At 37.0% G+C, this 26,352-nt stretch carries 29 protein-coding genes and 2 tRNA genes; 3 read left to right on the top strand and 28 right to left on the bottom strand.

Annotated elements, in window-relative coordinates:
- The first annotated feature begins 85 nt into the window (after nucleotides 1–85).
- A tRNA-Met gene (locus tag AC3IS5_RS00410) sits at nucleotides 86–159 on the top strand.
- 38 nt (nucleotides 160–197) lie between these two features.
- Nucleotides 198–269, top strand: a tRNA-Glu gene (locus AC3IS5_RS00405).
- Between the two features lie 243 nt (nucleotides 270–512).
- Here the strand turns inward: AC3IS5_RS00405 and AC3IS5_RS00400 are convergent.
- The 7 genes from AC3IS5_RS00400 to AC3IS5_RS00370 all read right to left on the bottom strand — a co-directional run bounded on the left by AC3IS5_RS00400 (nucleotide 513) and on the right by AC3IS5_RS00370 (nucleotide 6,178).
- Complete coding sequence (locus AC3IS5_RS00400) at nucleotides 513–944, bottom strand: S1 domain-containing RNA-binding protein (protein WP_489426111.1); 432 nt, start codon at nucleotides 942–944, stop codon at nucleotides 513–515.
- 128 nt (nucleotides 945–1,072) lie between these two features.
- Nucleotides 1,073–1,495, bottom strand: a complete 423-nt coding sequence (locus tag AC3IS5_RS00395; protein WP_489426110.1) for an FtsB family cell division protein — start codon at nucleotides 1,493–1,495, stop codon at nucleotides 1,073–1,075.
- A gap of 78 nt (nucleotides 1,496–1,573) precedes the next feature.
- Nucleotides 1,574–2,002 carry a spore cortex biosynthesis protein YabQ gene (yabQ, locus tag AC3IS5_RS00390; RefSeq protein WP_489427787.1) on the bottom strand — a complete coding sequence of 143 codons (429 nt, stop codon included), beginning with the start codon at nucleotides 2,000–2,002 and terminating at the stop codon, nucleotides 1,574–1,576.
- Between the two features lie 32 nt (nucleotides 2,003–2,034).
- On the bottom strand, nucleotides 2,035–2,334 hold the full coding sequence (gene yabP, locus AC3IS5_RS00385; RefSeq protein WP_038179281.1) for a sporulation protein YabP: 300 nt from the start codon (nucleotides 2,332–2,334) through the stop codon (nucleotides 2,035–2,037).
- A 461-nt stretch (nucleotides 2,335–2,795) separates the two neighbouring features.
- Nucleotides 2,796–3,086 (bottom strand): RNA-binding S4 domain-containing protein, encoded by a 291-nt coding sequence (locus AC3IS5_RS00380; RefSeq protein ID WP_489426109.1) that lies wholly within the window; start codon nucleotides 3,084–3,086, stop codon nucleotides 2,796–2,798.
- Complete coding sequence (gene yabN / locus AC3IS5_RS00375; RefSeq protein ID WP_489426108.1) at nucleotides 3,083–4,555, bottom strand: bifunctional methyltransferase/pyrophosphohydrolase YabN; 1,473 nt, start codon at nucleotides 4,553–4,555, stop codon at nucleotides 3,083–3,085. Before yabN ends, AC3IS5_RS00380 begins: the two co-directional genes overlap by 4 nt.
- Before the next feature lie 15 nt (nucleotides 4,556–4,570).
- Nucleotides 4,571–6,178, bottom strand: a complete 1,608-nt coding sequence (locus AC3IS5_RS00370; RefSeq protein WP_489426107.1) for a putative polysaccharide biosynthesis protein — start codon at nucleotides 6,176–6,178, stop codon at nucleotides 4,571–4,573.
- Nucleotides 6,179–6,416: 238 nt separating this feature from the next.
- Between AC3IS5_RS00370 and AC3IS5_RS00365 the strand changes: the two genes are divergently transcribed.
- A complete protein-coding gene (locus AC3IS5_RS00365; protein WP_489426106.1) occupies nucleotides 6,417–6,734 on the top strand; it encodes a hypothetical protein in 318 nt (105 codons plus the stop codon).
- A gap of 43 nt (nucleotides 6,735–6,777) precedes the next feature.
- Here the strand turns inward: AC3IS5_RS00365 and spoVT are convergent, their stop codons facing one another.
- The 21 genes from spoVT to AC3IS5_RS00260 form a co-directional block, all read right to left on the bottom strand.
- Complete coding sequence (gene spoVT / locus AC3IS5_RS00360; RefSeq protein WP_038179271.1) at nucleotides 6,778–7,314, bottom strand: stage V sporulation protein T; 537 nt, start codon at nucleotides 7,312–7,314, stop codon at nucleotides 6,778–6,780.
- Between the two features lie 82 nt (nucleotides 7,315–7,396).
- A complete protein-coding gene (mfd, locus tag AC3IS5_RS00355; RefSeq protein ID WP_489426105.1) occupies nucleotides 7,397–10,924 on the bottom strand; it encodes a transcription-repair coupling factor in 3,528 nt (1,175 codons plus the stop codon).
- A gap of 147 nt (nucleotides 10,925–11,071) precedes the next feature.
- Nucleotides 11,072–11,299: an anti-sigma-F factor Fin family protein gene (locus AC3IS5_RS00350; protein ID WP_053418371.1), complete on the bottom strand. Its 228-nt coding sequence runs from the start codon at nucleotides 11,297–11,299 to the stop codon at nucleotides 11,072–11,074.
- A gap of 61 nt (nucleotides 11,300–11,360) precedes the next feature.
- On the bottom strand, nucleotides 11,361–11,918 hold the full coding sequence (gene pth / locus AC3IS5_RS00345) for an aminoacyl-tRNA hydrolase (protein WP_489426104.1): 558 nt from the start codon (nucleotides 11,916–11,918) through the stop codon (nucleotides 11,361–11,363).
- Nucleotides 11,919–12,069: 151 nt separating this feature from the next.
- Complete coding sequence (gene dltD, locus AC3IS5_RS00340) at nucleotides 12,070–13,245, bottom strand: D-alanyl-lipoteichoic acid biosynthesis protein DltD (RefSeq protein ID WP_489426103.1); 1,176 nt, start codon at nucleotides 13,243–13,245, stop codon at nucleotides 12,070–12,072.
- Complete coding sequence (dltC, locus tag AC3IS5_RS00335) at nucleotides 13,242–13,475, bottom strand: D-alanine--poly(phosphoribitol) ligase subunit 2 (RefSeq protein WP_038179260.1); 234 nt, start codon at nucleotides 13,473–13,475, stop codon at nucleotides 13,242–13,244. Before dltC ends, dltD begins: the two co-directional genes overlap by 4 nt.
- A gap of 17 nt (nucleotides 13,476–13,492) precedes the next feature.
- On the bottom strand, nucleotides 13,493–14,662 hold the full coding sequence (gene dltB, locus AC3IS5_RS00330) for a D-alanyl-lipoteichoic acid biosynthesis protein DltB (RefSeq protein WP_489426102.1): 1,170 nt from the start codon (nucleotides 14,660–14,662) through the stop codon (nucleotides 13,493–13,495).
- Nucleotides 14,659–16,179: a D-alanine--poly(phosphoribitol) ligase subunit DltA gene (gene dltA, locus AC3IS5_RS00325; RefSeq protein ID WP_489426101.1), complete on the bottom strand. Its 1,521-nt coding sequence runs from the start codon at nucleotides 16,177–16,179 to the stop codon at nucleotides 14,659–14,661. Before dltA ends, dltB begins: the two co-directional genes overlap by 4 nt.
- 17 nt (nucleotides 16,180–16,196) lie before the next feature.
- The gene (locus AC3IS5_RS00320; RefSeq protein ID WP_083446292.1) at nucleotides 16,197–16,343 is read right to left on the bottom strand and encodes a teichoic acid D-Ala incorporation-associated protein DltX; all 147 of its coding nucleotides are present in this window, start codon (nucleotides 16,341–16,343) and stop codon (nucleotides 16,197–16,199) included.
- Nucleotides 16,344–16,574: 231 nt separating this feature from the next.
- Complete coding sequence (locus AC3IS5_RS00315) at nucleotides 16,575–17,186, bottom strand: 50S ribosomal protein L25/general stress protein Ctc (protein WP_489426100.1); 612 nt, start codon at nucleotides 17,184–17,186, stop codon at nucleotides 16,575–16,577.
- Between the two features lie 84 nt (nucleotides 17,187–17,270).
- A complete protein-coding gene (locus tag AC3IS5_RS00310) occupies nucleotides 17,271–18,230 on the bottom strand; it encodes a ribose-phosphate diphosphokinase (RefSeq protein ID WP_489426099.1) in 960 nt (319 codons plus the stop codon).
- 22 nt (nucleotides 18,231–18,252) lie between these two features.
- Nucleotides 18,253–19,623, bottom strand: a complete 1,371-nt coding sequence (gene glmU, locus AC3IS5_RS00305) for a bifunctional UDP-N-acetylglucosamine diphosphorylase/glucosamine-1-phosphate N-acetyltransferase GlmU (protein WP_489426098.1) — start codon at nucleotides 19,621–19,623, stop codon at nucleotides 18,253–18,255.
- Between the two features lie 390 nt (nucleotides 19,624–20,013).
- A complete protein-coding gene (spoVG, locus tag AC3IS5_RS00300) occupies nucleotides 20,014–20,310 on the bottom strand; it encodes a septation regulator SpoVG (protein ID WP_053418378.1) in 297 nt (98 codons plus the stop codon).
- A 272-nt stretch (nucleotides 20,311–20,582) separates the two neighbouring features.
- A complete protein-coding gene (locus AC3IS5_RS00295; RefSeq protein ID WP_489426097.1) occupies nucleotides 20,583–20,957 on the bottom strand; it encodes a RidA family protein in 375 nt (124 codons plus the stop codon).
- Between the two features lie 17 nt (nucleotides 20,958–20,974).
- The gene (purR, locus tag AC3IS5_RS00290; protein ID WP_489426096.1) at nucleotides 20,975–21,787 is read right to left on the bottom strand and encodes a pur operon repressor; all 813 of its coding nucleotides are present in this window, start codon (nucleotides 21,785–21,787) and stop codon (nucleotides 20,975–20,977) included.
- Nucleotides 21,788–21,843: 56 nt separating this feature from the next.
- Nucleotides 21,844–22,710 carry a 4-(cytidine 5'-diphospho)-2-C-methyl-D-erythritol kinase gene (gene ispE / locus AC3IS5_RS00285; RefSeq protein WP_489426095.1) on the bottom strand — a complete coding sequence of 289 codons (867 nt, stop codon included), beginning with the start codon at nucleotides 22,708–22,710 and terminating at the stop codon, nucleotides 21,844–21,846.
- A 237-nt stretch (nucleotides 22,711–22,947) separates the two neighbouring features.
- Complete coding sequence (locus AC3IS5_RS00280) at nucleotides 22,948–23,130, bottom strand: small, acid-soluble spore protein, alpha/beta type (protein WP_053418381.1); 183 nt, start codon at nucleotides 23,128–23,130, stop codon at nucleotides 22,948–22,950.
- A gap of 127 nt (nucleotides 23,131–23,257) precedes the next feature.
- A complete protein-coding gene (gene veg / locus AC3IS5_RS00275; RefSeq protein ID WP_038179237.1) occupies nucleotides 23,258–23,521 on the bottom strand; it encodes a biofilm formation stimulator Veg in 264 nt (87 codons plus the stop codon).
- Between the two features lie 158 nt (nucleotides 23,522–23,679).
- Nucleotides 23,680–24,561: a 16S rRNA (adenine(1518)-N(6)/adenine(1519)-N(6))-dimethyltransferase RsmA gene (gene rsmA / locus AC3IS5_RS00270; protein ID WP_489426094.1), complete on the bottom strand. Its 882-nt coding sequence runs from the start codon at nucleotides 24,559–24,561 to the stop codon at nucleotides 23,680–23,682.
- Nucleotides 24,554–25,120: a ribonuclease M5 gene (gene rnmV, locus AC3IS5_RS00265; RefSeq protein ID WP_340708328.1), complete on the bottom strand. Its 567-nt coding sequence runs from the start codon at nucleotides 25,118–25,120 to the stop codon at nucleotides 24,554–24,556. The genes rsmA and rnmV overlap by 8 nt, the downstream gene beginning before the upstream one ends.
- 179 nt (nucleotides 25,121–25,299) lie before the next feature.
- Nucleotides 25,300–26,349, bottom strand: coding sequence for a 3D domain-containing protein (locus AC3IS5_RS00260; protein WP_489426093.1), 1,050 nt, complete (start codon nucleotides 26,347–26,349; stop codon nucleotides 25,300–25,302).
- Between the last annotated feature and the right edge of the window lie 3 nt (nucleotides 26,350–26,352).

Genomic DNA, 26,352 nt, shown 5'->3' with positions numbered 1-26,352 from the left:
AAATTGCTTTTTTTAAGAAAATATTTTCAAAACAGCTTGACACTTACATACTTTATCTTGTATTATTTATTATGTTGTTTAAAACGGCGGCGTAGCTCAGCTGGCTAGAGCGTACGGTTCATACCCGTGAGGTCGGGGGTTCGATCCCCTCTGCCGCCATATTTTTTCATCTAGGCCATCTGTGCCAATATTTTTTTGGCCCCTTGGTCAAGCGGTTAAGACACCGCCCTTTCACGGCGGTAACACGGGTTCGAATCCCGTAGGGGTCATCATAAAAAGCAACTTTCCCATCATGAGAGAGTTGCTTTTTTGTTTGTCAAAATAAGTACGGTATATAAATTTAAGTGGCAAATCATCTACAGAGGTGTCGTTATAGGCGAATTATAGTTTGTTTGTATTGCATTTAATAGTACAATTCGTCAGGTATAAACAATAAAAAAGCAATCCAAAACGTACTTGGATTGCTCAAAAATCTATTTCACACTTTTTCTACGATTAAAATAGCTAGCAAGTTACCCTCTTCTTGCGCCGCGGCCACCACGTTTAGATTCTGTGGCACGTTTTAATGTTGCAAGGCGATCTTCACTGTCTTTTAAGAAACGAGCCATTTTTTGTTCAAAATTTTCTTTCGGTTGATGACGATTGTCATTACGATCATTTGAACGGTTATTATGACGTGGGCGTTGAGGACGCTCTGGTCGTTCTGCTTGAGGCTTTGCTTTACGAATAGACAAACCAATTTTGCCATCCGCTTCGACATTCATTACTTTAACCTCAACCATTTCTCCAACTTTCAAATGTTCGTTGATGTCTTTTACATAATTGTCCGCAACCTCACTAATGTGCACCAGACCTGTTGAGCCATTTAGCAGCTCTACGAATGCTCCAAAATTTGTGATACCTGTTACCTTACCTTGTACCTTGCTGCCTACTTCAATTGACATAAAAAAAATGCTCCTCCTTAATAAATAAAGCGACTTTGTAAGCCATGTAATCAATTTATGATGAATCTTAAAACTCGGTTAGATTCCCACTTCTAATTATATCCAACAAAAAAAGAGTGTCAATAAGACTACTCTTTCGAATCCCCATTTTTCTCATCTTTTTCAGTATTTTCTGGAATCGAGAAAATGATTTCACCTTTTTCAGAAAGGAAAAGTTCTTTACGTGCTAGTTTGGCGATATAGTTATCGTCATTTAGCTTCGAAATTTGAATTTCCAATTCCTCTTGTTGGTCCTGGGCGTCTGAAAGTTTTTGGGTTAGCTCGATTTTTTGTTGTTCTTTATTAGCGAGCGTCTTCTTTTGATTTATTAATGTAAATATTAGGGACCCCATAACGAGAACAAACGCGATTGCGAAAAGCGCCAGTCTTCGATAAAGACGTATTTTCATAGCTCTTTTTTTCTTTTCCTGCCGTTCCATGGACTCGATGTATTCTCGACGAATGGCAGCAACTGAATTTTCCCCACTAGCTTTTTTGTTACGATTATTCATCCTCGTTATCCCTCCCTAATTAATAATTCTTCTAGCTTCTTAGTTATTATTGTATGTGTATTCTCCATTATAACGAATTTACCTTGTTTTTTTAAGTCTTAACTGTTTAGTTTTTTTAACCAATGGCATAAATGGTAACAGCAGGAGCCTTACAACACGCATTAGGGCGCGGATTATCCATCTTATGACAGAAAAGAAAAAATTAAAAATCAACCATATTGGTCTAAGTAAAATGATGTATATTAGACGACCTCCAAAACGAAATACCGATTGGAAGTATAACTGGTAACAATAAAAACCTGCGAGCTGCGCTATTGGATCAACAATACGCCATTCACCAGCTCGCACTTTAAATAGTAAATAAAAACTAGCTATACCGAGTATAAGCCAAGTTATCAACTCTAACGCTATATAGCCTTTTCTTCTGAATGACCGCGGGGGTGCATAATATTTAATCGTACGTACTAGATCTATACATGCTGCTCCTACAATTCCACTAGCAATCATGACGAGAAGGCTGAGAAATTGCGCTGTTACGGTCATCCAAATATTTTATGAAGGAAGCTTTTAGACAAGCCGTTGTCTTCGTCATCATACTGTAGCGTCTTCACTGTTCCCTCAAGTGTCAATAAACCTTTGTCTACATCCAAATGGACAATACGTAATTCCTCACCTCTGATGAGTAAATGTCCTTGCGAAGTGTGCACTAAAAACTCTTCTTGATCAAAGCGCTCGATTGATTTCACCGAAGTGACATCCATTCGTTTGCGATTTCTGACCGTTAGCAAATGATCCCCTGTTGGAATTGTGTACGTTGCATTATCCGGCTGTAACGTCAATGATTCCCCTCCCTTGTCCTGTCTTTAAACTATATGCTGCGGACAAACCCTTTATGATAAAACTGCTAATTTCCATTTAGAAATTTGTTTATAGATAGTTTTTTCTAATTGATTTGCTAGCATTTCTTTACTATTTTAACGTTAGCTCTTACAACATTCACTCTTCATATAGATAGAAGAAATCCCTTTAAAAGTGCATTACTCCATATATCTGCTCATTTCTATGGACACTTATATAAGAAATTCTTATTCCTTAATAATTTGCAACTTCTACCCTATCATGTTTACTGGCCAGAGATACTTTGGGGGATTAGCTTTGGAGTTGTCTAATTAAAAAGGGTGCCCTAAAATTTAGCGAATCCTAATTTTCAGGGCAACCTCATATAAAATCATTCAAACACAATATAGATCAATGCTTAAAATACGGTTTCACTATAAGCAACATCTACTTTCAAAACCAGCTAGTTCTCATCATCGATAAATTGCGGTTCAACCTTCTCTAATTTTTCTTCTTTTATAATCGTAAACATTCTTGCAGCGTCTTCTTTTTTCACTGTATCTTTCAATTCTTCAACACGTGCTGTTACAACTTTTTGACCGAAGCGAATTGCGAGTTCATCACCTGCTTTTACAGCAGTACTTGCCTTCACTACCTTACCGTTAATTGTAATACGGCCTTGATCAGCAACCTCTTTTGCTAATGTACGACGTTTAATCAAACGCGATACTTTCAAAAATTTATCTAATCTCATATTTTATTCCCTCCTTGTACTTTTGCCTCGTTCCAAAAGGCATCTAGCTCTTCAAATGTATAAGCTTTAAAATCTTTTTTACCAGCCATTACTTGAGCTTCAACATGCCCAAAGCGACTAGCAAATTTTCGGTTAGCGTGGAGCATGGCATCCTCAGCTGAAATTTTATATACACGCGCGATATTCACTAACGTAAATAGCACATCGCCAAATTCATCGAGACGTGTTTCATTCGTTCCATTCGTTACTTCAGCTCGGAATTCCTGCCATTCCTCGGAGAATTTTTCCCACACGCCTTCTGTTGTAGGCCACTGAAATCCAACTTTTGCAGCTCTTCTTTGATAATTATAAGACGTTTGTAGTGAAGATGTTGCTCGGTACTCACCTTTTAATAAAGGTTCCGGCATCTCACAATTGGCATTTTCTTCACTTTTGATTTTTTCCCAGTTGGCATTTACTTCTTCCACACTATCTACAGTAACATCACTAAATACGTGAGGATGACGACGAATCATCTTTGTGCTTACAGCTTCTAATATATCTTCAAGGTTGAAGAATCCTTCATCTTCACCGATTTGTGCATGTAAAAATACTTGTAGTAGAACATCCCCAAGTTCTTCAATCATATGCTCATCATCTTGCTCATCGATCGTTTGTAAGAACTCATGCACTTCCTCTAGCATATATCTCTTCAAACTGTCGTGCGTTTGCTGTTGATCCCAAGGGCAACCATTAGGACCACGCAATGTTGAGATAATCTCACGGAAAGTTGACCATTCACGAAGAGCTTCATCGCGATTTGTTACTGGGGGTACGTAGACAGTTGTTAAGTTATCAATTTCCGCTGCACGGTCCAATTCGTATAAAGGAACTGTACGTAATTTTTCGCCTTGCGAGCCTGCTGCAGTAACGATTGTAACTGGATAATCCTCGCGGTATTTTTCCATCAAAGTCAGTTTTACTTCTGAAGCACTGAAAGTATCATATACTTGTGCAATTAATAGATGTTGCTTCATATTCACTTCATGTGCTGAGAAAGTTGTTCCATCTACCAGTTGGAAGCCATCGATTGGGTCGATACGTAATGCGCCAAAAATTGGATCTAGGAAACTTTGACCGCCCTCAATGTTCAGTTTTACTTTCCCTTCTTTTTCAGCTTCGATTAAAAGTTGAACAGTTAACTCTGCTACGAGTGGATGTCCAGGTACTGCGTACATTATGTCTTCTTTCTCCACGTAACTTAAAAGCGTTGCTACAATTTCTTCATACACTGGTCGGAAATCATCGTGCTTTTCATAAACATGATCAAAGCTTTCAAATTCGATTCCTTCAGTTGCTAACTCATTTAATACTGGGTGGTCCATCGTACGTACATATATTTTCTTTGCCTGCTGTAGCTTGCGATAAACACCTATTTGTAATTGTTCAAAATCACTAGCTCCGAGACCGATTATTGTTAATTGATGCATAATTTTCACCTATCCTTATTTCTTTCTTTGAAGCCATAATTGATAACTGGCCATTCTGCGTCCAAACGGTAGTAAAAACCAATCCCTACTCGTTAGAACTCCATATTTCGCAATGATTGTCAAAAAGACAAAGGCTCCTATCAACGCTGCTGAGCTACCAGTCAATGCTGCATTCAATCGTGAAGGTAACGAAGCAAAGAGCCACTGCCCAGCAAAATAACTCCAAAACACCACAAAAGCTATCATGACGACTGAAGCAAATCCCGTACATATATAAAAACGTAAAGGTGCGAAGCGAATTGGTCTAATTTTTTTAAAATAATAGATCAACCCAATAGCTGAACATATTAAGCCTAAATTACTGGCATACACCGCGCCTATGATACCCCATCTTATAATAAACAACTCATTACAAATGACTTTCACTATAAAGCCTACTATTAATATTAAAGTCGGTATTTTTAATTTCCCTAACCCTTGAAGCATAGCTGTTAATGTTAAAATAATCGACAGCCATATAATTTGCGCCACAAATACTATCAGTACGTTAGATAATTCACGTGTTTCAAATAGCATCTCATTTACATAAGGCATAACAAGCATTAAACCAAGCGTCGCAGCAAAGCCAAATAGCAAGGCTGTGCGATAGGTCAGTTGAATAAACCGTTCCGTTCTTCGCCCATTGTCCTTTTTTGATGTATGAGCAACAAGAGGGACAATCGCAAGGGATAGCGATGTCGCAATGACAAGCCCTACTTGCACAAGTGGCTGCCCTCTATCGTAAATTCCCTTCGTTTCCATTGCCTCTATGGTTGGTACTCCACTTTTCGTAAGGGTTTCAAAAACAGTAAATGAATCAACTAGTTGAAAAAACAATAGTAAAAGTCCACTCATACTGACCGTAATACTTAAAACTGTCAATTCCTTTAATACAGGAAAGATAGCTATCTTTTTCCTTACGACTATTTTGTCCCTCTGCTTAAACTTTTTATAATAGATCCACAATAAAATAATACCTGCCAGTTCACCAACAACAGTGCCTGCCATAGCCATTTGTCCAGCTTGATAAAGGGAAGAGGTTGTCGTCATAACAAGCCATGTGCCACCTAAGATGACAAGGACGCGTACAGTTTGTTCCACTACTTGTGCATAGGCAACTGGCGTCATCATACCACGCGCTTGGAAGAACCCTTTATAAACAGCAATTGCTGGCATACATAGCGTAACAAACGCCCCTGTACGTAAAAGTGAAGCCAATTCCGGATCGCCCATCCATTTTGCGAATAGATCAGCACCACCAAACAAAATTACGAAGAAAAGGATGGATAAAATACTTAAATAATAAAATACCACTCGTAATAATTCGCCACGCCATACTCCTTCATCACGATCTTCAGCTTCAGCAAGAATCTTAGAAATCGCGACAGCAAAACCACTCGAGGTCCAAACAACGAAAATCGCTACAAATGGATACACTTGTTGATAAATATAAAATCCCTGGTCCCCAACTAAATTTTGAAAAGGGACTCGGTACAACATGCTCAGTATTTTGACAAAAAGAGCGGCAAGCGTTAATAACACCACGCCCTTCACATATACCTTCATTCCCCATTTCTCAGGCATTTCAAATCCTCATTCCTATACATCGTTCACTAAAATCCATAATAATCTAAATGTCATCAGTATAGCATATTGATGCATAACCATAAAAAAACAGGTTTACGTGTATCCAAAGGACTATACTTATTAGAAAACTACTTCTTTATATAGTAATGGATTATAAATAAGTGACTTTTAGTTCAATTTCAGTAAAAGAATCCGATAAAATCCTTAAATAAAAGAGTATAGAGGAGGGATTACTTTGAAGATGAATGTCACGAATATCAAAACATTTCATAACGCAGCGAAATTTAATCAGCCACATATACTACAAAGTTCATATATCTATGCTGCATTAAAATCAAAATCTAAAAAAGATCGAGTTATAACTGAAAAAGAAAATGGTTATGTACGTCAGTATCTCGTCAAAGAAGATGGTACTAAAATATTAATTTCCGAAATGCGGGGAGATACTGCGAAACAAGCACCTATTCATAATCAAGCAAATACCGATGATTTAATGAAGTTGCTTAATTTTTCAACAAATGTACATCCTTCTAATATTAAAACGATTAAATAAAAAAGTCTCCCTCGCTAAAATTGCGAGGAAGACTTTTTTCATGTTAATCAAGCATTTGCTTGGCAAGAAAGTGAGCAGCTGTTTCAGCTACTTTTTGCTCTGAGTCACCAATAAAGTGCACCTTTGACAATATATAAACAGCGCCAATTGGGTCACCTGACACGATAATCGGTGCCACACAGTAAGATTTTATTTGCTCGACTTGACCTGGAACTAACTCTACAGAACTTTCATGCTTCTCTACAAGAATGGATCGTTGCATAATACTTTCTTCAGCAAATGATGAGAGCTGTCTATTAACATAATCCTTTTTCGATACACCTGCTACAGCGATCATTTCATCTCGATCGCTAATTAATGCAGCCGTACCAAGCGTTTCATATAACGTTTCAACATACGAAGTTGCGAAGTCACTCAATTCGCTAATAGGTGAATATTTCTTTAAAATAACTTCCCCTTCGCGATCCGTGAAAATTTCTAACGGGTCGCCTTCACGAATGCGTAAAGTCCTTCTTATTTCTTTTGGGATAACGACGCGCCCTAAATCATCAATACGTCGTACAATGCCAGTTGCTTTCATTCGTGTTGCCTCACTTTCGACAAAATATAGTTATACTTGTCCTAGTATGGTTCACAAATGGGCAATCTATGCAAAAAGGGTATTACTCAGCAACGGGTGCAGATTCTTCCCTTTTTGCAGTCGGCAAAAGTTTCATAATAGATTCTAAAATATCAAATGGTAATTGTTTATCCGTTTTGCGCTCATCTATTGTAAGTAATAGCTGTTGCCCATCCATCCGGAAGCCCACAGCCCGCCCGAACTGCAATGATTCTGAGACAACTTTTGCGCCATCTATATTCGCTGTACCCTGCTCTGAAATTTGAATAGTAATTACTTTATTCATTTCCTTAATTGAAGTGACTCCTGCTTCTTTCGCCCAAACTTTCATTCGCGCAATACGTAATAGACGCTCGGTTTCAAAAGGTATATCACCAAATCGATCTTGCAATTCATCAATGATTTCAAGATAGTCATCTTCATTTTCCATCGCTTTTACACGTTTATACATTTGAATTTTTTGATAGCCATCTGGAATATATTGATCTGGAATGTATGCGTCATACGGTAAAATTATTTCAATTTCAGGTATGTTTTCTTTTTTCGTACCACTACGTCGTTCTTCTATTGCTTCTTCAAGCATTTGTGAGTACAAGTCAAATCCGACAGAATCGATAAAGCCATGTTGTTGAGAGCCAAGTAAATTCCCTGCACCCCGAATTGATAAATCACGCATGGCAATTTTAAATCCAGAACCAAGTTCAGTAAATTCTTTAATTGCTTGCAAACGTTGCTCTGCTACCTCTGTCAGTACTTTATCACGTTGATACATGAAATAGGCATAGGCTACTCGGTTTGAACGCCCAACACGCCCCCGTAATTGATAAAGCTGTGATAAACCCATGCGATCCGCATTGTGTACAATTAATGTATTCACATTTGGAATATCAATACCTGTTTCAATAATTGTTGTCGTGACTAACACATCATAATCTCCGTCCAAAAATCCAAGAATAACAGATTCTAGCTCAGACTCAGTCATTTGGCCATGTGCAAATCCGACACGCGCTTCAGGTACGAGCTCTTGAATCTCTTGCACCTTTTTCGCCATATCTTCAACACGATTATATAAATAGAACGTCTGCCCACCGCGTGACATTTCACGCTCAATAGCCTCACGCACAAGCGCACCACTATGCTCCATGACATACGTTTGAACTGGGAAGCGATTTGCAGGTGGTGTTTCGATAACAGATAAATCACGTACACCAACCATCGACATATGTAATGTACGAGGTATTGGAGTTGCTGTTAATGTTAATACATCAACGTTCGTTTTTAATTGTTTGATCTTTTCTTTATGCGTCACACCAAATCGTTGTTCTTCATCGACTACGAGTAATCCTAAGTCACGATACACCACATCTTTAGATAAGAGACGATGGGTACCGACAACAACATCTATCGTGCCGTTTTTTAATCCTTTTAGTGTTTCTGCTTGCTGTTTTTTTGTACGGAAGCGGCTAAGTAGACCAATAGAAACTGCCTGCTCTTGGAAACGTTCTACCATCGTTTCATAATGTTGCTGAGCTAAAATGGTTGTCGGTACAAGGAAAGCTACTTGCTTACCGTCCATAATTGCTTTAAAGGCTGCACGAATAGCAACCTCAGTTTTACCATAACCAACATCACCACAAACAAGTCGATCCATTGGACGCTCGCGTTCCATATCATGTTTAACTTCACGAATAGAACGTAATTGATCTTCTGTTTCCTCATATGGAAACGCCGCTTCAAAGGTGCGTTGTTCATCGCCATCCGGAGTAAAGGCAAAACCTTTTTCAGCTTCGCGTTTTGCATATAGTTTGATTAAATCATCAGCAATATCTTGTACTGCAGATGACACTTTACTTTTCGCACGTTTCCACTCTGCTCCGCCTAGCTTATGTAGCTTCGGTTCACGGTCTTCAGAAGCAACGTATTTCTGGATTAAATCAATTTGATCAACTGGTACGAATAATTTATCATCCGCTCGATAACGAATGTGTAAATAATCTTTATGTGATCCTTTTACTTCTAAAGTTTCGATACCGATATATTTCCCAATACCGTGGTGAATATGAACGACGTAATCTCCAGGCTTGATTTCGGTATAACTTTTTATACGCTCAGCATTTGTCATTTTTTGAGGGCGCGATTTCTTTTTTTGCTTTTGTTTAAATAGCTCCTCTTCCGTAACAATCGCTAAACGCTGCAATGGAAGTTCAAAGCCAGCTGTCAATGCACCTTCAATTGCATAAACACCCGCTCCATTCGGTTCCCCGAGCTGTATATGAATATCGTAATCATCCAGCACTGTTTGCATTTTTCGTAGACGATCTTTACCTTCCGCCACAAAGAGCACCGTAAATTTCCCTTGCTCCCATCGCTCCATCTCATTTTTCAATAGAGGTATTTGCGCATGGAAATGTTGCATTGGTTTGCACGAGAAACTTGTAGTTTTCTTAAACTGCACACCAGAAAATGCACGCGTAAATAGAGCAAAGAATAGTTTCGGTTGTTTTAGCATCGCTAAAATTTCTTTTAGTGAATATGAAGGTTTCACGGCATGCACCATTTTCCCTTCCTCTAGAAGGCTTAAGAACCATTCTTTCTCTTCTTTCTCCCACGCATCCATTACTTCTTGTACTCTGCCTAATTCATCAAATACAACGAGAGCATTTTGAGCAAAATAATTACCTAAATAAGATGGCTTATCATATAAAAGCGAGCCATACTTATTGGCGTAATCAGGTAAATTACCTTGCTTTAGCATTTCAATATCAGCTTGGATATTTTGATAGAGTGCTTCTTTAACATCTTGCGCCTTCACTTTACGTAAGCTTTCTGCCAATGCATTCTCTAGTTTTTCAGCCAGTATTACTCTATCTGCTTGCGTTAAAACGAATTCTGTCGCAGGCAAAATACGTACCTCTTGTAGTTTATCTATTGAACGCTGATCATCAGCTGAAAATGTTCGTATGGAATCTACTTCTGTATCGAACAATTCAATACGCACTGGTACTTCCATATAAGGTGGATAAATATCTAAGATACCACCACGTAAGGCAAATTCTCCAGGTGTTGTCACCATCTGCCCACGTGTATAGCCCATAACAATAAGCTGATTCAACCAAGCTTCTACATCGACATCGTCACCGATTGCCGTTTGAAGACGTAAATCAAGCCACTGCTCTTTTGGAGACATCATTTTACGTAGACCTGCTACTGGAATAATGTAAATCCCTTTTTGTTCATGTAACATATGGTCAATTGTTTCAATTCTTTGCGCTCTTAACTCAGGACTTGCTATCGACATATCAGCTGCGATAAATTCATCAGCTGGATAATAATGCACAAGTTCCTCGCCCATTAACTTCACTAAATCATCATACATTTTCTGCGCCTGCAATAGATTTGGCGAGATGATATACACTGGTTTTTCTATCGCCCCATAAATCGTATCTAAAAAAGCTGGACGCGCACTCCCAGAAAGGCCTGTAATTAACTGAGGACCATTATCTTGCTGCAAATCTTCCAATAATTTTGTTATATGCATATCTTGAGAGAACAATTTACGTAATATCTCCAAATGAAGCCCTCCTTCCTTCCAAAAAAATATAATGAACCTATTTGCCCTATCTATATTTTACGAGTAAATAGTCTATCTATTTCATATTTCTTTTCATTCGTATACAGAAAAAGGCCTTGGACGCATAGCGCGCCAAAGCATCCTTCATTATTGTAGCCATTTTTTTAACGCATAATAATCTGGAAATTGTTTTAAAGATTCTTCACAGTGCTCACAAATACAATCGACCGTTGTATCTCCATTATGGTCTTTATGAATGTATTGTTCTGCCTCTTCTTCATTTAATTGATGTAACTTACGGACACTTTCCTCTGAATCGAAAGGCAGTAGCCCAACCTCAGTTTCACAGTGCCGACAGCGATAATGAATTGCCATATGCAACATGCCCTCCTTTATAAAAAGTATAGACAGTCACATAGCAATTTATGCTCATTCATTAATTAAATTGATTCATAACATCTATAAACGGCTTGTTCAATGCATACTCACAAGCATCCGCCGCTTTTTCAAAAGCATCTTGCATTACAGGCTGATCTTCCTTCGAAAATCTTGCAAGAACATAATCCGAAACCTTCATACCGGCAGGTGGGCGGCTAATACCAATACGAATACGATTAAAGTTTTGAGTACCTAAATGCTGGATTAATGATTTTATACCGTTATGACCGCCTGCACTTCCTTTTTGACGCAAACGTAATTTTCCTTTATCCAAATCTAAATCATCATAAATAACAATGATATCCTCTATATCAATATCAAAATAATCCATGATTGGACCTACACATTCACCAGAAATATTCATATACGTAAGTGGCTTCAGTAGCATTACTTTGCCTTCTGGGCGGTGGATAGTACCGTACATACCATTAAATTTTGATTGATTTAATGATACGCCCCACTTTGCTGCTAATATGTCGATGGTATCAAAACCGACATTGTGATGTGTATGTTCATATGTTTTGCCCGGATTGCCGAGACCAATTATTAGTTTCATAATAGCATCTTCCTTTTCTGCCTAATCCATGCTATTTTATCACATACCGTTGGATATTATGAAAAAATGCAATTATTAGTGGTTTTTCGACTTTTTCCTAAGAAAAAAAATCGCTCTATCATAAAATGATAAAGCGATTTTCTCTATTCGACTATTGTTTCCAATAATCGGCCATTTCTCGGTCGAGATATACCCAACCTTTCCAAGAAATATGAATTGTATCACTAATAAAATGCGGCTCGTACTCGTAACCAGTAAAATCAACAAGTGGGAAACCAGCACTTTGCACCTGCTTATTAATTTTCGCATAATATTCTTCTCGACGTTCTTGTGGGAACCCTGCATAATCGTACCATTTTCCATTCACAGGAATAGATACGAACATTGGCTTAGCACCAGCATCCTTTAATACATCCAAGACCATTTGAAAATCTTCATACTCTGGTGACTCTGTGTAGCTTTCGTGTTTACGGAAGCCTTTGAGTTCATCTAACTTGAACTCAATTTTCTTTTTATAATATTTATCGTTAATAGATAAATCATTTGTCGTAATTCGCTGACTACCATATTCATCCGCATATTTCGTCAACTGCTCAAAAGATTTGCCAGCAACCATGTCTGGATTTGCATGCAATTTTTCGCGTGGCTTTGCCATGATGGAGTAGTACAAATCTTTTTTCTCCATTAACTTTTTATTTATTAAAGCTACTGGTTTTGCTAAAGCTGCTTTTATCGGATACTTTGCACCATCTGTTACTTCATTTTCATAAATTGTTGATAGAACAAAGTCTCTTTGTACACTATCAAACTGCAAAAGACGCTCCATTGCTTTTTTCTTTAACTGAGGATCCATCTTATTATTCAACGCTAAATCGTAAGACTGCAACATTGAATAGTTAGGTGAGAAATGGAATTCATCAACACCTGTTTCTGTAAACCATTGCGGTGAAATAATAAATACCAATTTCTTATTTTTTAAATTTCCCTCTTGCGCTGCAAAATTCAAAAAATGATGAATCGATTGCGTACCACCGCGGCCATATAAATACGTCGTAAAGCCTTCATCATTCGCTTTAAAATAGTTATATGGATGGAACGGATCAAAGCGATTCAACTCAGATGAGCCATAGATTGGGAACATATTCGGCTCTTGTAGTAAACGATTTTGGAAATACTCCCCTTGGAACATTAGAGGATTCAGAGCTGTTTTGGAATGTTCTATATCTTTATCTGAGATTAAAAAACCAAGCCATTTATTTGGTATAAACAAAAATACTAAAAACAGAATTACCGCAATGACGAGCGGTAAGAAGGCATACTTTCTCATACACGCTCAGCTAACTGCTCTGCGATACGATTCGGTGTATTCCACTCCTCGCGCGTAAACTCTGTAATCGATACTGAAATACCAAACTTTTCTTCTACTTCAACTAGAAACGTAATGATACCAAACGAATCTAGTAAACCTTCTTCAAATAAATCGATATCAGGTTGCTCTACAACAACATCTTCCTGACATACTTCTGCTAATAATTCATATACTTTTTGTTTTTCCATCTTAATCTAACTCCTTATTATTTAAATAGTTGTCCAGAGAAAATATAAAATCCAAAGCAAATAAAGTTAAATGTTATAAACACGGATACAACATGTGTCCATTTATTTTTCGGCCATAGTTTATGTTTTCGATTCCATCTGTCGAAGAAATCATATCCAATGATTAAGGCTGCTTGGTACAAGCCATAAATAATAAAATGCCACTCTAGTCCGTGCCAAACACCCATGATAAAGAATAATAGGAAATAACCAATATTAGAAACTGTATAGCGATTTTTAATCCACTTTTTCTTTGTCATCCAAAATACAAAACGCATATATACATAGTCTCTAAACCAGAATGATAGACTCATATGCCAACGATTCCAAAAGTCTTTAATATTTTTACTAATGAATGGCATGTTGAAGTTTTCTGGTGTTTTAACTCCCATTAAATAACTCACCCCTATAGCAAAGGCGCTATAGCCGGCAAAGTCAAAAAATAAATAAAAGCTGTAAACATACATATACGCTACATTAGCCCAAAATGGCGAATGAATATAAGTTGCGTGATCTGGTAAGTACACAAGAATTTTGTTGTAAATTAAAAATGCTAAAATAAATTTGTATAAGAACCCTCGGAAAATACTATTAATCCCTAAATATAAAAGCTCTTTATACTCCTCTTTTGAAAAGGTCTTATTAACATCCTTCTCAAATCTTCTCCAACGATCAATTGGACCTGATGAGACAGTCGGGAAAAATAGTAGGAAGTAAATAAGCTCACCAATCGGTAGTGTCTGTTTCTTCATCAAGCCGTCACGTGTTTCAATAACTATCTGTACGGACTTAAATGTAATATAAGAAACACCAAGGAATCCAAATACATGATTCAAACCAAGTAATGGTAGTACTTTCACAAGTACTAATGGTAATATCGCTAATACAACCATCATACAGAATACAACTGTATTATTACGTTCTTTTCTATAATGATGGTAACCTTTAATTAAAACAATTTGAAAAATCGTAAACAAAATAATAGATATTGCACCGGTCTTCGAATTCCCAAAGATGACGGCCAATATAACAATAGACACAAGCATATTATAAGTTTTTGATGATTTACCTAATAACCCAAGAATGATAGTAGGTAAAAGAAAAATACCAATTAAAAAGAAAAATATAAACGAGCCATATGGAATCATACCATAACCTCAGCTATTAATTGTTTTCGATTTATTTTACCATTAGATGTCATAGGTAACTGATCACAATAATTAAATTTTCTCGGAATCATATATGCTGGTAAACCTTTTGCTAGTTCTTTTTTTATAGCGCTTGATAATTGATATTCTTTTTCAAAAGAGTGTTCTTTAGGCACAATATATGCTGCTAAAAAATCAATAGTCTCATTTTTATAAACCGGTACGACTACACATGAATCTACATACCGGCATTGTAATAAATGGTTTTCTATTTCTTCGATTTCCATTCTATAGCCATGAACCTTCACTTGGAAATCTGCACGCCCACTATAGAAATGTAATCCTTTTTTCTGATATCCTACATCACCTGTACGATACGCTTGTAGCCCTTTATATTCAAAAAAAGCCTTTTCAGTTAATGTTTCTTCTCCCAAATACCCTTTACTAACACTCGGTCCAACAATAATCATTTCACCCTTTTCGCCATCAGGTAATAATTGATCATCCTCATCTATAATAAGCACTTGAGTATCACCTTTTATATAACCTATTGGTAAAGAAATATGATCATTTAATAATTCTTCGGTTACTTCTATTGCTGAAACAGCTACTGTTGCCTCTGTTGGTCCATATGTATTGAAAATGCGTGCGTTCGGGAACAGTTTCAATAACTTATTTGCAACTTCTGTCGGCAATACTTCTCCACAAAATAGGAAAGTATTTAATGACGGCAGCATCTCACTAGTAAATTCCGGATTCATTAAACACATTTGTACGAATGATGGAGTGGATGTCCAAACATTTATTTTTGACTGTGCTAATTGCCCAAATAAAATCTTAGGATTTGCTATCATCTCTTTGGTAATTGCGAATAATGTAGCACCTGTCGTTAGTGCAGGATAAAGGTCCATTACCGACAAATCAAATGAAAATGGTGCTTGATTTAAAAATACCTTGCTCTCTGTTATTGGGAAATCTTCATGCATCCAACTAACAAAGCTCTCTAAATTTCGAGCTGAAATTTGAACACCTTTAGGATTTCCTGTACTTCCTGAGGTATAAATAATATAAAAATCATCATTCTCTTTCACCCAAGTAGATGTTGATGATCCATTGGCATGTTCAGCAACTATATTTGCTAATTGACCTTCAGACATATAAGGAATTGATGACTGCTGAAGTGAATCTCTTTCTAGACTCTCTGTTTCAATTAGGAATACTGCACCTGAGCACTCAATAATTTTTTGAATGCGTTCTTTTGGAATTGATACATCCACTGGAATATATGGGTGACCTGATTTTACTACTCCTAAAAAGGAGCTAACCATCATGGGCGCCATATGACCATATACTATAATAGGTGCTTTCTTCGGGAGATTTAAAGTGGTTAAATACGCGGCTAATGATTCTGACTGTTTCCATAAATCTCCGTAACTTAATGTCGCATCTCCATTTTGAAATGCAATAGAATCTTCATTATTTAAGGCTATATTTTGAATAGCCGAAAGTATATTCAATGTAAACCCTCCTAACTTTAAAATTCTGTATATATGAATGGACCGGCATTCATATCATGAAAACCATATAAGAGAACGAGTAAAATGAGAATCGCCAAGTAATAAATCGTCCGCATACCCACATACGTTACAGTATGATTCCAAAGCTTTCTTACTTTCTCCATCCTGTTTACCTCACATTTCTACAATTTAATCATTTACGATACACCATTTCTTCTATTATTACAATATCATGTCAATAGCATTACATTAGACGTAATATAGTAAAAGTTGTTCCTACCCTCAACAAGAAGAAGACCTAAAGACTACATTTTTTCAATTAAATAGTAGTAAGGGTAAAGAAAAAGACTTACCATCGTGATCTATAGATGGTAAGTCCTTTTTTGAAATTTATTTTATCTAGCACCGATAATCTCTTTAGAAGTTGCATTTTCATCAACTTCTGTTGACTCAACCTCAACTGTAGGTGCAGATACTGTAACAAGTAGGTAGTCATCCGTATCTAGAAGTTCGAATGTTGATGTGCTACGAATATCACCAACAGCTAAAGTGTCACCAATTTCTAAAGTTGAAATATCAACCTCTATTGATTCTGGAATATCTGATGGTTTTACCTTAATTGTTACTTCACGATTAGGCTGTTGGAGAATGCCGCCCTCTTTTGCTCCTACTGAATCGCCAGTAAGATTTACTGGTACACTCACTTCTAAAATATCTGACATATTAACCGCTAAAAAATCTAAGTGAACTAATGTCCCCTTTAATGCACATTTTTGAGCTTCGTTTAATACGGCGTTTAATTTTTTACCATCAATTTCTAATGTTACTATGGAGTTTTTACCACCTAAACGTAATGCTTTTTCATACTCTCTTGCATTAATCGTAATTGGAGTTGCCTCTGTTTTAAAACCATATACCACAGCTGGCACATAACCTCTTTGTCGAAGTTCAGTCAGTGCAGAATGATTTTCAACCTTACGCTTTTTTGCATGAACTACAGTACTCATATAGATACATGTCTCCCTTCCTAGTTAACATAGTCACATTAATATATGTACCCTGTTAGCTAGGAATTCAAACATTTACCATTATTAATCGAATAAAGTACTTACTGATTTGTTCTCGTAGATTCTTACAATTGCATCAGCTAATAAAGTTGCTACAGATAGTTGTTTAATTTTCGGTGATTTCTTCTCATCCGGTAATTGGATAGAGTTTGTAATCACTAATTCTTTAATAACAGAGTTATCAATACGCTCGATAGCTGGACCTGATAATACAGGGTGTGTACAGCAAGCATAAACTTCTTTAGCACCTGCTTTAACTAACGCGTCAGCACCAATTGTAATTGTTCCTGCCGTATCAATAATATCATCGATTAAGATTGCTACTTTACCATCAACACTACCAACAATATTCATAACTTCTGCAACATTTGGACGCGGACGACGTTTATCGATTATAGCTATTGGAGCCTTTAAGCGATCCGCCATTTTACGAGCACGTGTCACACCACCATGGTCTGGTGATACGATAACAACGTCTTCTGATTTTAAGCCTTTTGCTTTGAAATGATCAGATAATAGCGGTACACCGATTAAGTGATCCATTAAGATGTCGAAGAAACCTTGAATTTGTGGAGCATGCAAGTCAAGAACGATTGCACGAGTAGCTCCTGCAGTTTCTAGTAAGTTTGCCACTAATTTAGCCGTAATTGGTTCACGTGCACGTGCTTTACGATCTTGGCGAGCATAACCATAGTAAGGTAATACTACGTTTACTGTGCGCGCTGAAGCACGTTTCACGGCATCAACCATAATAAGTAATTCCATTAAGTTTTCGTTTACTGGAGCTGAAGTAGACTGTACGATAAATACGTCACAACCACGAATACTTTCCTCAATATTAATTTGAATTTCTCCATCACTAAAATGTTTAACAGAGCATTTTCCTAGCTCGACACCTACTTCTTTAGCAATTTCTTCAGCTAATGGTATATTCGAGTTTAATGAAAAGATTTTTAACTTTGAGTTGGCATATTGATACGGCATGATGGCCTCCTGGTAATTTTAATTATTTTAATTTTAGTTTGGTAACATAATTATCTTTGTTTTCTTGTCTAGAACGTGCAATTGCTAGTGCGTCAGCGGGTATGTCTTTTGTAATTGTTGAGCCAGCTGCTACAAATGAGCCTTTTCCTACCGTTACAGGTGCAACTAAATTAGAGTTACAACCCACAAAAGCATTATCTTCAATCACTGTTTTAAACTTGTTTTTACCATCATAATTGACAGTAATCGTACCACAACCTATATTGACTTCAGTACCTACTTCCGCATCTCCTAAGTACGATAGGTGAGACACTTTACTACCATTGTCTATTTTTGTTTTCTTCACTTCAACGAAGTTTCCAATTTTCACATGATCGCCCAAATCGGAATTTGGACGGATATGCGCAAATGGACCAACAGCTGTATCCTCACCGATGACGCTTTCTCGTACTACAGAAGAATGGACAGTCGTACGATTTCCAATACGGCTATTTTGAATATGGCTATTTGGACCAATGATGCAATCTTCTCCAATGCAAGAAGCACCTTCAATGATAACACCAGGTTGGATGACTGTGTCACGACCAATTTGTGCATCAACACTTATATATGTGTTATTAGGGTTAATAATCGTCACCCCATTACGCATATGTTGTTCGTTAATTCTAGCACGCATTGTTTCTTCAGCTTGAGATAAAGCAAAACGGTCGTTAACACCAAGCGTTTCAGCAAAGTTTTCAGTTACATATGCGGCAACTACTTCACCTTGTTTTTGTAAAATTTCAATGACGTCAGGTAAATAGTATTCACCTTGTGCATTATCATTTTTCACAAGCTTCAATGCAGCAAATAACGCTTTATTATCAAAGCAATATGTGCCAGTGTTGATTTCTTTTACTTGTCGTTGTTCAGGTGTTGCATCTTTTTGTTCAACAATTTGAGCAACCTGTTGATCTGTAGAGCGAAGAATTCGACCATAGCCAGTAGGGTCTTCAGCGATAGCAGTTAAAATTGTTGCTTTTGCATGATTTGATTCATGATGCTCGAACAACGCTTTCATTGTTTCGGGGCGAATTAAAGGTGTATCCCCACAAATAACAATCGTTGTGCCTTCTAATTCTCCAAGGATCGGTTCCACCTGTTGAACGGCATGCGCAGTACCAAGCTGCTCCGCTTGTAATACATACTCACTTTTTTCACCAAGTTGTTCCTGTACCTTTTCAGCACCATAACCTACGATAGTTACTATACGTTCTACATCTAATGTTTGAATATGATCAACTACATGTTCAACCATTGGTTTTCCACAAACCGGATGAAGAACTTTATATAATTTGGACTTCATACGCGTACCTTGGCCAGCAGCCAGTATAACGGCATAAACATTCGTCATTTCGCAAGTCCTCCATTTTAGCTGATTTTCTCTTTTGACTATAAAGCAAATTTAGTTAATTTTCAAGACTTCCTCACTTGACAAAACTATGACAAACAATTTATTATTAAAATCTTTTGTTTTTTTATAAAAAAATTCCAGTAGGTATACTTTTAAGTAAAAACATACTTTTTAATTAAATAGACTCCTAATTAAAAGCATCATTCAAATAATCTTTATAAATCTGTCGCCTTTACTCCTATATATATATGCCTAAGAAATAAATTAAGTGTAAGTCTTAAAAAAATTCATCAGATTCTTATTCCTCTATTTACTAAACCAACAAACGAAAAGGTCTGATATATACAAAAAAAGAGCCCATTCAATATGAATGGGCTCTAAATTTACGGGTTATTGAATTTCTTGGTGTTCTTCATAAACCGTCGCATCTTCATCACTCGACTCTTCATAAGCTTTAAGCACAGCTTCTTGAATTTTCGTACGAGTTCCAGAATTAATCGGATGTGCAATATCACGAAATTCCCCGTCAGGAGTACGCTTACTAGGCATTGCTACGAATAGCCCTGCGTTACCATCAATGACGCGAATATCATGCACTACAAATTCGTTGTCAAGTGTGATGGAAGCAATGGCACGCATACGTCCATCAGTTTGTACACGACGTAATCTTACATCTGTAACTTCCATTCTCTCACCACCTCTCATCTAAGATGCCAAAATGACTCTATCTACTTTATTCTATGTAAATTTATAGATTCCTTCTTTTTCCTTATTTATTTTTTTAAAATTTAGAATGTTTTTAATCCTGTTATTCATTAGTTACTAATTGTCTTTAAATCACTTATTTATTATGACCAGTTTTTACACAAAATGATTATATACAAAAAAGACTATCTAATAAGCTTACAAGCTCATTGATAGTCTTTTTATATTTCATCGTTTTTAAAGCTATTCTTTACTTAGTCAATTACTGCAATGACTTCAATTTCTACTTTTGCATCTTTAGGCAAACGCGCAACTTCTACTGTTGTACGAGCAGGTTTATGCTCACCGAATTGTGCAGCATATACTTCATTCATCGCTGCGAAGTCATTCATATCTGCGATAAATACTGTTGTTTTAACTACTTTTTCTAAAGAAGTGCCTGCTTCTTTAAGAACTGCTTTTAGATTCTCAAAAACTTGGTTTGTTTGTTCAGTGATGTCGCCATCTACAAACTCTCCGGCTGGTGTTAAAGGAATTTGACCCGAGCTATAAAAAACATTATTTAAAATCATACCTTGTACGTATGGGCCAATTGCAGCTGGCGCATTTTTCGTTGCTACTACTTCCATCTTTCATTTCCACCCTTCTAAAAATAGTTTCCTTCACTTAAAGCAATTGTACGATCCTTTTCATTCACTTCTTTTAATTTTACAAGTGAATAATAATCATCTACTAAGCGCTCGTCTAGATGTTCTGCCTCTACTAACACAGCTATGCCAGCTAGTGTACAGTCGAATTCTTCTAGCAAGTTTTTCATGCCATTCATTGTACCGCCAACTTTCATAAAGTCGTCGGTAATAAGTACACGTTGGCCACTTTTCATGCTACGCTTTGATAGCACCATCGTTTGAATACGACGCGATGATCCAGATACATAGTTAATACTTACAGTGGAGCCTTCTGTTACCTTGTTATCACGACGTACTACAACTACAGGGACATTCAAATGTCTCGCAATCGCGTGGGCAATTGAAATACCTTTTGTTGCTACTGTCATAATAACATCAATTTCTTTATCGCAAAATGCCGAAGCAAATACTTTTCCGACGCGGTTCATTAATTCGGGATTACCGAGTAAATCTGTCATAAATAAGTATCCACCTGGCAGTAGTCGATCTGAATGACTTAACTCTTTTAAGAGCTCTTGCATAACTTCTTTAACAGCCTCTTCTGGCATTTTAGGAATATATTTTACTCCCCCAGCAGCTCCTGGAACAGTCACAAGAAGGCCAATCCCTCTTTCATCAAATGTATCTTTAACAATCGATAAATCCTCACTAATAGAAGATTTGGCCGATTGATACAATTCTGCGAAAAACGTAAGAGGGATCAACTGCTGTGGATGCTCCAATAAATAATGCGTCATGTCTACAAGACGTTCGCTACGCTTCCATTTCATGAAATCCTCTCCTGAACACGAATGATTTATTCAAAAAATACCACAATTATACGTATTTAATCAAGGGAATCGCGATCTCCAAGCATACGAATTGCATATACTTCATCACAAAAGCCTCTTAATCCATTATAAATACGACTTACACGGGCCTCATTCTGCACGAGGCCAAACACCGTTGGACCGCTACCACTCATTAATACGGCATCCGCTCCAAAACGTTTCATTTGTTCTTTAATCACTGCTACTTCTGGATGTAATTTTAATGTAACCGTTTCTAGTACATTACCTACAGTATCACAAAGTAATTCATAATCATCCTCTTCAATAGCTTGCATCATCTGTTGTGTATTCGGATGGACAACATCATCCATGTTTAAACCACCATAAACAGCCGCTGTTGAGACACCAATCGTTGGCTTAGCTAATACTACCCAGCAACTTGGAGGCGCAGAAATTGCCTGTATACGCTCTCCTCGGCCTGTTGCAAGTGCAGTGCCACCGTAAACACAAAAAGATACGTCAGAGCCAATTTTAGCTCCTAATTCTGCGATTTCATCCATAGTTAGGTTTAAGTTCCATAATGTATTTAAACCTTTCAAAGTTGCGGCAGCATCGCTACTACCTCCAGCTAGTCCAGCTGCTACTGGAATATGTTTTTCAATAGTAATAGATACACCTTTATCTATGTTGTATGTATCTTTTAATAACTTAGCTGCTTGATAAGCTAGGTTTCTTTGATCATCAGGTACAAAGCGGTCTGTCGAGTGAATTTTAATAAGTCCATCTTTTCTACTTCTAAGGCCGACTCTATCAGCGAGATCAACCGTTGTCATAATCATCTCTACTTCATGATAACCATCGGGACGTTTGTAGAGTACATCTAATGTTAAATTAATCTTGGCAGGTGCTTTTACGTAAAGCATAACGCTGCCCCCTTCCTAGCAGGTTTTTATACAAAAAGTGATACTATTATTCGTGCTTTTTTCACTGATTATTATTCTACCACAGGAAGACCTTTGTAAATAAATTTCTACCTTTCCAATCGGGAGATTTTTATGCTCGTTAAATCTTTATATTAAAACGAAAAGCTACCTCACAGTTGAAAGCTCAAGCTGTGAGGCAGCCAATTGTCAGTTCATCAATTTTGGACAATCATCAATCTACTTTGTTTTTGCTTCTTCAGCTAATTGCTGTTGTGCCATTTCGATTGCTCTTTTGACCATATTACCGGCATCTCGTGATTTGATCCCGCCCCATCCTTCTCGCTCTACTACATCGTAAAATCCAAGGTCTTTTGCGATTTCTTCTTTCAAACGATCCGACATGATACGTTTTCTCGCCATTCGAAATTCCTCCTAAGATGACTGACTGTTATAGTATGTTCAAAAAAAAACAAAAACACTCATAAAATATTCTTACGCAAAGAATACGTTACAAGTGTCCGAAAAAAATATTCGATTATAAATGCACTTACTTGGCAATGACCAATTCTTTGATGTCATCGTCAAATGTAATCTCTACTGCTTCTGTTAAAATATCTGTGTAGCTGTAAGAAACTCGCTCAAAGGCGTTTTCATCTTGATCAAGATCAACTACAAATACTGCGCGATATGTTTCACGTAATATTCCAGCGCGCTCAACCGTTTTCTTGCGACCACCGTTTGCTTTTAATTGCAAACGTCTACCCAAATGACAATCTAACGACTTCTTAATGTCGGCTAAAGTTTTTGGCATTTTCGCTTACACCTCACTATAAACCATTATACATGAGGATGTTTAATTCGTCAAGTTAAATAAATTATTTTATCAATCCATCTTGGTGATGTCAATTGTTTTTTATTCGAAAATCTATATTTTTTTTTACGAGTGTGCTAAGAATGTAACAGAAACGTTTATTGACGGAAGGTAGGATAAAGTGCATCAGCCAATCGACCAAACTCAATAATAGACAAAGTTTCACCTCGACGCGTTGGGTCAATACCACACTCAGCTAGTGCTTCTAGAATTTGCTCTTTCTTTTCTTTACCTTTTGGCAACTGTGATTGTAAGTTATTTAAAATTGTTTTACGACGTTGCGCAAAGGAACTTCTCGATACTTCAAATAAGAATTCTTCATCGATTACATGCACGGGCGGCTCTGCATGACGAGTTAAGCGAATAACTGCTGAATCTACATTTGGCTGTGGCATGAAGACAGTTTTAGGTACAGTCATCACTACTTCAGCCTTCATATAATATTGGATAGCAATTGAAAGTGAACCATATGCTTTTGTACCAGGGTTTGCAGAAATACGATCTGCTACTTCTTTTTGCATCATCACAACCATACCGCGTATAGGTAATTTCTCCATTAATAATTTTAGCAAAATAGGAGTTGTTACGTAATAAGGTAAGTTTGCTACTACCATAATGTCTTTATACTTCGCAAATTCCGAACTTAATTCCTCAGCTACATTCGCTTTTAAAATATCTGAATGAACAACTTTCACATTATCATATGGGCTTAATGTATCTTCTAGAACCGGTAATAAACGTTGATCAATCTCAAATGATACGACCTGCCCTGCAGAGCGAGCTAAATGTTCCGTCAATGCACCTATACCTGGGCCAACCTCAATTGCCACACTATCTTCTGTTAAATCAGCGTAGCTCACAATGTTACGAAGAATATTAGGGTCAATTAAAAAATTTTGCCCTAAACTTTTTTTGAATGAAAAACCATATTTCTTTAAAATCTCTTGCGTGCGTAAAGGCGTTGCAATATCTTTATGCATTTTGTTCCTCCTGATTTATCTGTGCAATCGCTTCACCGAATTGCTCTAAAGTTATTTGAAACATTTGTAATCGCTTGTGCAATTGTTTGCCGTTTGTTGAACCTATATTTAATAATTCACCTAAACGTTCTCTACGTGCTTTCGCATTAGGATGTGATAGTAGCTGAGCCACGATTAAATCATCTAATGTGATAATCTGTACGTCCTCTGATGCCACTCTAGGTGTATAAACGTTTGAGAGGGCATAACGGATATCACCGTCTTTCGCATGTTCTATGCCAAGACTTTTACCGTTTTTAGCAATAGTTTTCTTTTTCGGTAAAAACGCATGTTTTACATCGGGCACTCTTTGTTCAATAATTGCACGAATACGTCTCCCTGGATAATCCGGATCCGTAAAGACGATAACTCCCCTTTTTTCTTGGGCATGTTGAATTCGTCGTAGAACTTCCTCTGAAATAGCAGAACCGTTCGTTTCGATTGTATCTGCATGAACAGCCCGTTTAATTGCTGTCGTATCATCTTTTCCTTCAACCACAATAAATTCTTTTATTTCCACGGATACCTTATCCTCTTTTCTAAAACGTCCTTTGACCATTTTACTGCTATATTACTTATATTGTACAGTAGCTTAAGCAAGAAGGCTCGTTTTCAATCAGCAAGACTGTTCCCTATAAAAAAAGCTTCCCTTACAACTGCAAGGAAAGCTTTTCATATCTATATGTTAAACGTCATGTATTAGTTTAATACTTTTATTTTAACTCTTTTGCGACCCCAATTATAAACAGACTGCTTATTTGAAATAAAGACATCGATCTTGTTCCCTTTAATCGCGCCACCAGTATCCCCAGCAACCGCATAACCGTAATCTTCTACCCAAACTTTAGAACCTAATTTAATAACCTTTGGATCAACCGCAATTACTTTTATATTTGGATTCTTTCGTAAGTCGATACCTGTAGCTGTTTTACCCGAACAACCATTACAGAATGCAGTGTAAGCTGTAGCTGTTACATACATAGTTCGACCACTAGACGGCTCACCTGAACGAGATGGTGTCTTAGACTTTGAAACTTTTTTAATTGATGTTAAATATTTTGATGAGACATAACCCGTCTTATTGTTATATTTCACTTTATACCAAGAACCTTTTTTACCTTTGTACGTCACTTTTTTACCTTTTGGAATCGTCAGAAGCACTTTATATTTTGTGCTCGCACCTTTTCGTAAATTCAAACGAACTTTAGTTTTATAGGTTTTGGCTTTGCTAACTTGTGTAATTTTCTTGTTGCTAACGTCAGTTGTGGAGCCTTTAGAGCCTTCCACTACATCGGTGACTTTTTGTACTCGAACATCATCAAAAGCCGTTGTGTTAGGTGTTTTAGCGAGCGCCTTAGTGTCTTGTTGAGCGCGTCCTATCTCGCCTGACTCAACTATTGGTTGCTTTAAAAAGTCAGCGACCGTAGTCGAAGTGGTTCCTGCTATCTTGTTGCTACCATCACCTTGGATGGTTAAATTTAATGCCTGTTCATACGAATTTGTATTATTATTTTTAAAATTCGTATTCACTGAGGTTTGTATTATATCATTGTCAGATGCTTTAACTCCAACAATATTGTTTTGTGCTGTAACTTCTTGATGATCACCGTTTACCACGGCTGTGTTTGTACTTTCGAATAAATTCGAAGCTACGAAAGCAATTACTAGTGCGATTGATAATACCATCATCACTGTTTGCTTATTCCTCAATGATCTTGAGAACAGGTTTTTCATGGAATTTTTTGTCATGAA

The organism is Viridibacillus sp. KH_047, from assembly GCF_057838945.1.
This window is presented reverse-complemented; position numbering and strand designations above follow the sequence as displayed.

Bases quoted from the DNA above. Each gene is read 5' to 3' on its own strand.
- AC3IS5_RS00400 (WP_489426111.1), bottom strand. From the start codon at position 944: ATGTCAATTGAAGTAGGCAGCAAGGTACAAGGTAAGGTAACAGGTATC.
- AC3IS5_RS00395 (WP_489426110.1), bottom strand. From the start codon at position 1,495: ATGAATAATCGTAACAAAAAAGCTAGTGGGGAAAATTCAGTTGCTGCC.
- yabQ (WP_489427787.1), bottom strand. From the start codon at position 2,002: ATGATTGCTAGTGGAATTGTAGGAGCAGCATGTATAGATCTAGTACGT.
- AC3IS5_RS00380 (WP_489426109.1), bottom strand. From the start codon at position 3,086: ATGAGATTAGATAAATTTTTGAAAGTATCGCGTTTGATTAAACGTCGT.
- yabN (WP_489426108.1), bottom strand. From the start codon at position 4,555: ATGCATCAATTAACAATAATCGGTCTCGGAGCTAGTGATTTTGAACAA.
- AC3IS5_RS00370 (WP_489426107.1), bottom strand. From the start codon at position 6,178: ATGCCTGAGAAATGGGGAATGAAGGTATATGTGAAGGGCGTGGTGTTA.
- spoVT (WP_038179271.1), bottom strand. From the start codon at position 7,314: ATGAAAGCAACTGGCATTGTACGACGTATTGATGATTTAGGGCGCGTC.
- AC3IS5_RS00350 (WP_053418371.1), bottom strand. From the start codon at position 11,299: ATGGCAATTCATTATCGCTGTCGGCACTGTGAAACTGAGGTTGGGCTA.
- pth (WP_489426104.1), bottom strand. From the start codon at position 11,918: ATGAAACTAATAATTGGTCTCGGCAATCCGGGCAAAACATATGAACAT.
- dltD (WP_489426103.1), bottom strand. From the start codon at position 13,245: ATGAGAAAGTATGCCTTCTTACCGCTCGTCATTGCGGTAATTCTGTTT.
- dltC (WP_038179260.1), bottom strand. From the start codon at position 13,475: ATGGAAAAACAAAAAGTATATGAATTATTAGCAGAAGTATGTCAGGAA.
- dltB (WP_489426102.1), bottom strand. From the start codon at position 14,662: ATGATTCCATATGGCTCGTTTATATTTTTCTTTTTAATTGGTATTTTT.
- AC3IS5_RS00320 (WP_083446292.1), bottom strand. From the start codon at position 16,343: ATGGAGAAAGTAAGAAAGCTTTGGAATCATACTGTAACGTATGTGGGT.
- AC3IS5_RS00315 (WP_489426100.1), bottom strand. From the start codon at position 17,186: ATGAGTACTGTAGTTCATGCAAAAAAGCGTAAGGTTGAAAATCATTCT.
- AC3IS5_RS00310 (WP_489426099.1), bottom strand. From the start codon at position 18,230: ATGCCGTATCAATATGCCAACTCAAAGTTAAAAATCTTTTCATTAAAC.
- glmU (WP_489426098.1), bottom strand. From the start codon at position 19,623: ATGACGAATGTTTATGCCGTTATACTGGCTGCTGGCCAAGGTACGCGT.
- spoVG (WP_053418378.1), bottom strand. From the start codon at position 20,310: ATGGAAGTTACAGATGTAAGATTACGTCGTGTACAAACTGATGGACGT.
- AC3IS5_RS00295 (WP_489426097.1), bottom strand. From the start codon at position 20,957: ATGGAAGTAGTAGCAACGAAAAATGCGCCAGCTGCAATTGGCCCATAC.
- purR (WP_489426096.1), bottom strand. From the start codon at position 21,787: ATGAAATGGAAGCGTAGCGAACGTCTTGTAGACATGACGCATTATTTA.
- ispE (WP_489426095.1), bottom strand. From the start codon at position 22,710: ATGCTTTACGTAAAAGCACCTGCCAAGATTAATTTAACATTAGATGTA.
- AC3IS5_RS00280 (WP_053418381.1), bottom strand. From the start codon at position 23,130: ATGGCGAGAAAACGTATCATGTCGGATCGTTTGAAAGAAGAAATCGCA.
- veg (WP_038179237.1), bottom strand. From the start codon at position 23,521: ATGCCAAAAACTTTAGCCGACATTAAGAAGTCGTTAGATTGTCATTTG.
- rsmA (WP_489426094.1), bottom strand. From the start codon at position 24,561: ATGCATAAAGATATTGCAACGCCTTTACGCACGCAAGAGATTTTAAAG.
- AC3IS5_RS00260 (WP_489426093.1), bottom strand. From the start codon at position 26,349: ATGACAAAAAATTCCATGAAAAACCTGTTCTCAAGATCATTGAGGAAT.